8 protein-coding genes are annotated in these 8,039 nt (G+C 54.9%); 4 read left to right on the forward strand and 4 right to left on the reverse strand.

What is annotated here, in order from left to right; translation table 11 throughout:
- On the reverse strand, positions 1 to 662 hold a 662-nt coding region (locus NG42_RS05140), incomplete at its 3' end, for a 23S rRNA (adenine(2030)-N(6))-methyltransferase RlmJ (RefSeq protein WP_420911299.1).
- 261 nt (positions 663 to 923) lie between these two features.
- Between NG42_RS05140 and prlC the strand changes: the two genes are divergently transcribed.
- Positions 924 to 2,966, forward strand: coding sequence for an oligopeptidase A (gene prlC, locus NG42_RS05145; protein WP_052898187.1), 2,043 nt, complete (start codon positions 924 to 926; stop codon positions 2,964 to 2,966).
- Positions 2,967 to 2,974: 8 nt separating this feature from the next.
- The gene (gene rsmJ / locus NG42_RS05150; protein ID WP_052898188.1) at positions 2,975 to 3,724 is read left to right on the forward strand and encodes a 16S rRNA (guanine(1516)-N(2))-methyltransferase RsmJ; all 750 of its coding nucleotides are present in this window, start codon (positions 2,975 to 2,977) and stop codon (positions 3,722 to 3,724) included.
- A 51-nt stretch (positions 3,725 to 3,775) separates the two neighbouring features.
- On the opposite strand, the gene uspA is transcribed toward rsmJ, so the two are convergent.
- Together uspA and NG42_RS22590 are read right to left on the reverse strand one after the other, a co-directional pair.
- Entirely contained in the window at positions 3,776 to 4,216 is a 441-nt protein-coding gene (uspA, locus tag NG42_RS05155) for a universal stress protein UspA (RefSeq protein WP_052898189.1), read from the reverse strand.
- Between the two features lie 86 nt (positions 4,217 to 4,302).
- Positions 4,303 to 4,467, reverse strand: coding sequence for a hypothetical protein (locus tag NG42_RS22590; protein WP_156322257.1), 165 nt, complete (start codon positions 4,465 to 4,467; stop codon positions 4,303 to 4,305).
- A 105-nt stretch (positions 4,468 to 4,572) separates the two neighbouring features.
- On the opposite strand from NG42_RS22590, the gene uspB reads away from it, so the two are divergent.
- Entirely contained in the window at positions 4,573 to 4,908 is a 336-nt protein-coding gene (gene uspB / locus NG42_RS05160; protein ID WP_052898190.1) for a universal stress protein UspB, read from the forward strand.
- A 62-nt stretch (positions 4,909 to 4,970) separates the two neighbouring features.
- On the opposite strand, the gene pitA is transcribed toward uspB, so the two are convergent.
- Positions 4,971 to 6,470, reverse strand: a complete 1,500-nt coding sequence (gene pitA / locus NG42_RS05165; RefSeq protein ID WP_156322256.1) for an inorganic phosphate transporter PitA — start codon at positions 6,468 to 6,470, stop codon at positions 4,971 to 4,973.
- A 243-nt stretch (positions 6,471 to 6,713) separates the two neighbouring features.
- Here pitA and NG42_RS05170 point away from each other — a divergent pair, with 243 nt between their 5' ends.
- Entirely contained in the window at positions 6,714 to 7,898 is a 1,185-nt protein-coding gene (locus NG42_RS05170; protein ID WP_052898192.1) for a BaiN/RdsA family NAD(P)/FAD-dependent oxidoreductase, read from the forward strand.
- Positions 7,899 to 8,039: the final 141 nt, after the last annotated feature.

Here is an 8,039-nt window from a genome sequence, read left to right on the forward strand (position 1 = left end):
TGCAGAATATTGCGAATGCCGGTGGCTTCCAGATCCTTACACATGCGCTTAATTTGCTGGCGTAATACCACCGGATACCACAGCGCAAACACGCCGGTACCAAAGCGTTTATGACCTTCCTGAATCCCTTTTACCACGTCCTGATAATCGGTTTTCAGTTCGTAAGGCGGATCGATCAAAATCAGGCCACGGCGAGAGTGCGGCGGCAGTTTCGATTTCAGCTGCTGATAACCATCGGCCTTTTCGGTGCGCGCACGGTTATCTTTCAGGAATTCATTACGCAGCATCGGGAAATCGCTGGAGTGCAGCTCCGTCATCTGCAGTTTGTCATCTTCACGCAGCAGGTGGCGGGCAATCAGCGGCGAACCTGGGTAGAACCGCAGTTTACCGTTTTTATTCAGCGCTTTAACTGCATCGATATAAGGCAGCAGGGTTTCCGGCAGATCGTCCTGTTGCCAGATGCGCGCAATGCCTTCCAGATATTCGCCGGTGCGCTCTGCATGCTCACCGCTTAGCTGATAGCGTCCGGCACCCGCATGGGTGTCGAGATAAAGGAAAGGTTTCTCTTTCTCTTTCAGCGCTTCAATGATCAGGCTTTGTACGGTGTGCTTAAGAACGTCAGCGTGGTTGCCGGCGTGAAAACTGTGGCGATAACTCAACATAACTTTGGTGATATCCGGTGCGTTCCTGACGAAACAGGAGAGGGGCGATAGCTGCGCAGACGATGCGGGCGCGTGTATGGCGATAGTATACCTGGAAGAGAGAAAAATTGCTGAAAAGTCGGCGCGGGTTTTTTATCGACCTGCTTATGTTGTCGACAACTCGCCCGGCCACCATTGATTTTCGCTACACTTAACCGCATGTTAATCAGATTGCCAGATTGCGCGCAAAGCAGCGCCACTCACAACCATAAGGACTGCGCTATGACCAATCCGTTACTTTCTTCTTTTACGCTCCCTCCTTTTTCCGCAATCAAACCAGAACACGTTGTGCCAGCCGTTCAGGCCGCACTTGATGATTGCCGTGCTGCGGTCGAGAAAACCGTGGCTCAGGGCGCGCCTTACACCTGGGATAATCTTTGCCAGCCGTTAGCCGAAGTGGATGACCGCCTCGGTCGTCTGTTCTCGCCGGTCAGCCATCTGAATTCAGTTAAAAACAGCCCGGAGCTGCGTCAGGCCTATGAGCAGACGCTGCCGCTGCTGTCAGAGTACAGCACCTGGGTCGGTCAGCATGAAGGCCTGTATCAGGCGTATCGCAATCTGAAAGAGGGCGACAGCTATGCGGCGCTCAGTCAGCCGCAGCAAAAAGCGGTAGATAATGCGCTGCGTGATTTTGAGCTGTCCGGTATCGGCTTATCGAAAGAGAAGCAGAAGCGCTATGGCGAAATCGCGGCGCGCCTGTCGGAACTGGGTTCGACTTACAGCAACAACGTGCTGGATGCCACAATGGGCTGGAGCAAGCTGATTACTGACGAAGCGGAACTCTCCGGTATGCCGGAAAGCGCGCTGGCGGCAGCAAAAGCGCAGGCTGAAGCCAAAGAACAGCAGGGCTGGCTGCTGACGCTGGATATCCCGAGCTATCTGCCGGTGATGACCTACTGCGATAACCAGGCGCTGCGTGAAGAGATGTACCGTGCTTACTCAACGCGTGCTTCCGATCAGGGGCCGAATGCCGGTAAGTGGGATAACAGCGAAGTGATGGCGGAAGAGCTGGCGCTGCGTCATGAACTGGCACAGCTGCTGGGCTTTGACTCTTATGCCGATAAATCGCTGGCGACCAAAATGGCGGAAAGCCCGGCGCAGGTCACTGAGTTTCTGACCGATCTGGCGAAACGCGCGCGTCCGCAGGCCGAGCAGGAGCTGGCACAACTGCGAGCGTTTGCTGAGCAACAACATGGCATCAGCGAACTGCAGCCGTGGGATCTGACTTACTACGGTGAGAAGCAGAAACAGCATCTGTACGCCATCAGCGACGAGCAGCTGCGCCCGTACTTCCCGGAAGAACGCGCGGTAAATGGCCTGTTTGAAGTGGTCAAACGCATCTACGGCATTACGGCGAAAGAGCGTAAAGATGTCGATGTCTGGCACGACGATGTGCGTTTCTTCGATCTGTTCGATGAGAGCGGCGAACTGCGCGGCAGTTTCTATCTTGATCTCTATGCGCGCGAGCACAAGCGCGGCGGTGCATGGATGGATGACTGCGTGGGCATGATGCGTAAAGCGGACGGCACGCTGCAAAAGCCGGTCGCCTACCTGACCTGTAACTTTAACCGTCCGGTCAGCGGCAAACCTGCGCTGTTTACCCACGATGAAGTGACCACGCTGTTCCACGAATTTGGTCACGGCCTGCACCATATGCTGACGCGCATTGAAACGCCGGGGGTTTCAGGTATCAGCGGTGTGCCATGGGATGCGGTCGAGCTGCCAAGCCAGTTTATGGAAAACTGGTGCTGGGAACCGGAAGCGCTGGCGTTTATCTCCGGTCACTACGAAACCGGCGAGCCGCTGCCGCAGGAGCTGCTGGACAAAATGCTGGCGGCGAAGAACTACCAGGCGGCGCTGTTTATCCTGCGTCAGCTGGAGTTTGGCCTGTTCGATTTCCGTCTGCACGCCGAGTTCGAACCTGAGAAGGGCGCGCAAATCCTGACCATGCTGGCAGAGATTAAGAAGCTGGTGGCGGTCGTACCAAGCCCGTCATGGGGGCGTTTCCCGCACGCCTTCAGCCATATCTTTGCCGGAGGTTATGCAGCCGGTTACTACAGCTATCTGTGGGCTGATGTGCTGGCGGCGGATGCCTACTCGCGTTTTGAAGAGGAAGGTATTTTCAACCGCGAAACCGGTCAGTCGTTCCTCGATAACATCCTGACGCGCGGCGGTTCTGAAGAGCCAATGGAGCTGTTTAAACGCTTCCGTGGCCGTGAACCGCAGCTCGACGCGATGCTGGATCACTACGGCATTAAGGGATAACGCCGCGCGTGAAAATCTGTTTAATCAATGAATCAGGCGTCGATAACGACGCCTTATCTGTTTTAGCGCAGCGCTGGCAGCTTGAGCATGACGATGAGGCGCTGATGGCGCTGGTGATGACGCCGCAGCATCTGGAGTTACGCAAGCGTGATGAGCCGAAGCTCGGCGGTATCTTTGTCGATTTCACTGGCGGCGCGATGGCGCATCGCCGCAAATTTGGTGGCGGGCGTGGAGAAGCGGTCGCTAAAGCGGTCGGTATCAAAAGTGGCTATCTGCCGGATGTGGTGGATGCGACGGCCGGACTGGGACGCGATGCTTTTGTGCTGGCGTCCGTGGGTTGCCGGGTGCGGATGCTGGAACGCAACCCGGTGGTGGCGGCACTGCTGGATGATGGCCTGCAACGCGGCTATCAGGATGCGGAGATTGGCGGCTGGCTGCGCGAGCGGCTGACGTTATTACATGCGTCCAGCCTGACGGCGCTGACCGATATTACGCCGCAGCCTGATGTGGTGTATCTCGACCCGATGTATCCGCACAAGCAGAAAAGTGCGCTGGTGAAGAAAGAGATGCGGGTATTTCAGACGCTGGTCGGTGCCGATGAAGATGCGGATGGCCTGCTGGAACCGGCTCGCTTACTGGCGAAGAAGCGCGTGGTGGTTAAGCGCCCTGACTATGCGCCGCCACTGGCAGAGGTGGTCACGCAATCAGCAGTGACCACCAAAAGCCATCGCTTTGATATTTATCCACCGCTGACATAATCCCGCTTCCCCCACGTGATGGGGGAAGGTCGGAATCAGCGCGCGCGAGGGTTACTCGTCGTCTTCCTCATCGCGCAGGGGCACGATCAGCATATCAATGTGGACGGTGTTAATCAGCTGGCGTGCGGATGACATCAGCTTGCTCCAGAAATCCTGGTGATGTCCGCAAACCACTAAATCCACGTCGTACTTTTTAATCGCATCAACCAGCACCTGGCCCAAATCGCCGCTACCGCTCAGCGTTTCGCTGATGGTGTAACCGGCGCTCTGCGACAGCTCGGTCAGCGCGCTGTGGGTCTCTTCAGAGATACGTTTCTGCATATCGCCAAGATTGACATCAATCAGTCCGGTATAGAGATCGGAGTAATTGACATCAACATGAATCAGCGACACTTTGGCGTCATAAGGGCGTGCCAGTGAGACTGCTTTTTCGACCAGCAGTTTACTTTCCGGGGAGAGATCGACTGCTATCAGGATATGTTTATAAGACATGATTAAACTCCTTCCATTAGATGCCTGCCGTGAGGCGCAAGTGCTGTCCGCATCACTTTGTTATGTCTTGAGTATAGCGCTAATTGTTAACAGATGTTGTTGCCCGGCGCATCCTTTGCGATGTCGATCAAGGTGAATTTTTTTCCATTTTGTCGCCTGCGGTGAAACATCGCTGGAAAATAATTGAGCAGATCTCCTACACTGAAGTATGACGGTCTCAACATCGCTTGGTGGTCGCCATCTTCTTTCATAATAAACAATTCGGTCCGGTTCAATAATGGTTGGCAATACGTTGTGGGGCGTGTTCAGCGTGACCCGTTGAAAACTGTCCTTGCGGTAATAGCCGGGAGGGGATCATGATCAGCACCATCGCATTGTTTTGGGCGTTATGTGTGGTTTGTTTAGTGAATATGGCGCGGTATTACTCTTCTCTGCGTGCGCTGCTGGTGGTGCTGCGCGGCTGCGATCCATTACTTTATCAATATGTTGACGGCGCAGGCTTCTTTACCTCGCATGGGCAACCGAGTAAGCAGGTGCGGCTGGTGCGCTATATCTGGGCGGAGCGTTATCGCGATCATCATGACGATGAATTTATTCGCCGCTGTGAGCGGTTACGTGGGCAGTTTATTCTGACCAGCGCGCTCTGTGGGCTGGTGGTACTCAGTCTGGTGGGATTAGCTATCTGGCACTGAGTTCCGGCGCTGAAATGAAAAAGGGCGGCAGTTTGTCGCTGCCGCCCTTAAAGACACTGCTATCAAATAAACTGCAATGCAATCCAGTACAAACCACCGGAAAGCAAAATCGAGATCGGCAGGGTAAACACCCACGCCAGCGCGATATTCTTGATAGTGCGACTCTGTACGCCACCGCCGTCAACCAGCATCGTACCGGCTACGGAAGAGGAGAGGATATGCGTGGTGGATACCGGCATGCCGGTATAACTGGCCACGCCAATGGAGACTGCCGCGGTCATCTGCGCCGTCATCCCCTGAGCGTAAGTCATGCCTTTCTTACCGATTTTTTCACCGATGGTGGTCGCCACACGACGCCAGCCAATCATGGTGCCAATCGACAGTGCCAGCGCAACCGCAATAATGATCCACACCGGTGCATACTCAACGGTGTTCAGCAGATCGCCTTTCAGCTTATTGAGGAAGCGTTTGTCGTCTGCGCTGGTTTCCGGCAGTTTCGCCGCTTTATCGGCGGTGTCAGAAATACACATCAGCAGGCGACGCATCTGGGCGCGTTGATCGACGTTCAGGCTGTCATAGCTCTGCAAATTATTCAGCAGACCCTGAGTTTGCTGAATTGCCGCCAGAGCGCGTGCGCTGTCGCAATGGAACTCTTTCGGCCCGCTTGGCACCTGTTCCGGCGTGGGCACCGCAGGTGGCGCCATCTCAATGATGTGCGTCAGCGTGGTGCTGTGCTGCTGGTAATACTGCTCCAGATGGTTGACCGCATCGCGGGTACGCGTGATGTCATAACCGGAAGCATTCATATTCACCACGAAGCCCGCAGGAGCCACGCCGATCAATACCAGCATAATCAGGCCGATGCCTTTCTGACCATCATTCGCACCGTGTGAGTAGCTCACGCCGATAGCGGAAACGATCAGGGCGATACGCGTCCAGAATGGCGGCTTTTTCTTGCCGTCGATCTTCTCACGTTCGGCAGGTGTCATATGGATACGGCGACGCTTTTTGTTGCCGCTCCAGTAACGACGCAGCAGGAAAATCAGACCCCCTGCGACCACCAGACCAATAATCGGAGACAAAATTAACGACATAAAAATGCCGATCATTTTGGGAATATTCAGCGCATCGACCACCGAGGAGCCGGTCAGCAACGCGTTGGTCAGACCGATACCAATAATGGCACCAATCAGCGTATGGGAGCTGGACGCAGGCAGACCGAAATACCAGGTGCCTAAGTTCCAGATAATCGCGGCGAGCAGCATGGAAAAGACCATCGCCAGCCCGTGAGCCGATCCTACATTGAGCAGCAGATCGGTGGGGAGTAGGTGGACAATTGCATAGGCAACGCTTAAACCGCCCAGCAAAACGCCAAAGAAGTTAAATACCCCGGCCATAACAACCGCTAACTGCGAGCGCATTGCACGAGTGTAAATAACAGTGGCCACTGCGTTGGCGGTATCATGGAAGCCATTGATTGCTTCGTAGAACAGCACAAACATCAGTGCGAGTACTAATAACAGGCCGGTATGGTAATCAAGACCAGCAAACAGATGTAGCATAAGCGTTACGCCATTTTGGAGGACATGAACGCGGCGCATTATCAGCGACAAACCGCGCCGGGGGAAAGTGAAATATAGACTTTTTTTGACATTAAAGCGTAACAGGCCCCGATTTGGGGGTGAAAAAAGCCTATAAATTAGGCGGTTACATTGTGTTACTTTCCCTGCAGTTTTGTTACGCTGGCATCACCGCCAGCAACTCTCTACAATCAGCGTTTTTTTGCCAGCCGGCAGGAGTGAGTTGTGGAAAAGTTTGACGTTATCATTATCGGCGCAGGGGCCGCAGGACTGTTCTGTGCCGCACAGGCAGGCCAGCGTGGTCGCCGGGTGCTGTTGCTGGATAACGGCAAAAAGCCAGGGCGCAAAATTCTGATGTCCGGCGGCGGACGCTGCAACTTCACCAATCTGTATACCGACCCGGCGGCTTATCTGTCGCACAACCCACATTTTTCTAAATCGGCGCTGGCGCGCTACACCCAGTGGGATTTTATCGACCTGGTCAACCGTCACGGTATTGCCTGGCACGAGAAAACCCTCGGCCAGCTGTTCTGCGACGACTCGGCGCAGCAGATTGTTGAGCTGTTGATGAAAGAGTGCCAGCAGGGCAATGTCACGCTGCGTTTGCGCAGTGAAGTGCTGAATGTTGAACGCGATGAGCATGGCTATACCATGCAACTGAATGGCGGCACGGTGCAGGCGGAAAAACTGGTGATTGCCAGCGGTGGTTTATCCATGCCCGGTCTGGGTGCGACGCCGTTTGGCTACAAGCTGGCCGAGCAGTTTGGCCTGCGGGTGTTCCCGACGCGCGCCGCGCTGGTGCCATTTACCCTGCACAAACCTTTGCTCGACCATTTGCAGACGCTTTCCGGCGTCTCGCTGCCCACGGTGATGACTGCCGAAGATGGCACGGTATTTAAAGAAGCGATGCTGTTTACCCATCGCGGCCTGTCTGGTCCGGCAGTATTACAGCTCTCCAGCTACTGGCAGCCGGGAGAGTTTGTCACCATCGATTTGTCCCCCGCGCAGGATCTGGACGTGTTTATTAATGAAGAACGCGCGGGTCACCCGAATCAGAGCCTGAAAAACACCCTGGCAAAAGTGCTGCCGAAGCGCTTAATCGAGGTGCTGCAAACCCTGGCGGTTGTGCCGGATGTCACGCTGAAACAGCTTAACAGCCGTCAGCAGAGTGAACTGGTGGCGACACTGCACCAGTGGCGGGTACAGCCAAACGGCACCGAAGGCTATCGCACCGCCGAGGTGACGCTGGGCGGCGTCGATACCACTCAGCTTTCATCGAAAACCATGGAAGCGCGTGATGTGGCAGGCTTGTACTTTATCGGCGAAGTGGTCGATGTGACCGGCTGGTTAGGCGGCTATAATTTCCAGTGGGCGTGGAGCTCGGCGTGGGCGTGTGCGCAGGCGCTGTGATGTTGTTCTGGACTAATAAATTTTGTACATTGCCGAAATATTTTGTACATAAGAGCTAGTGGACTGACCCCACGCCAGTAGACAAATTCTGTCCTCACGACGAGGCCTGTTCAAAGGCCTGCGGACTGACGCCGCCGAGAT

The sequence above is a fragment of the Winslowiella iniecta genome, assembly GCF_001267535.1.
Classification (GTDB): Bacteria; Pseudomonadota; Gammaproteobacteria; order Enterobacterales; family Enterobacteriaceae; genus Erwinia; species Erwinia iniecta.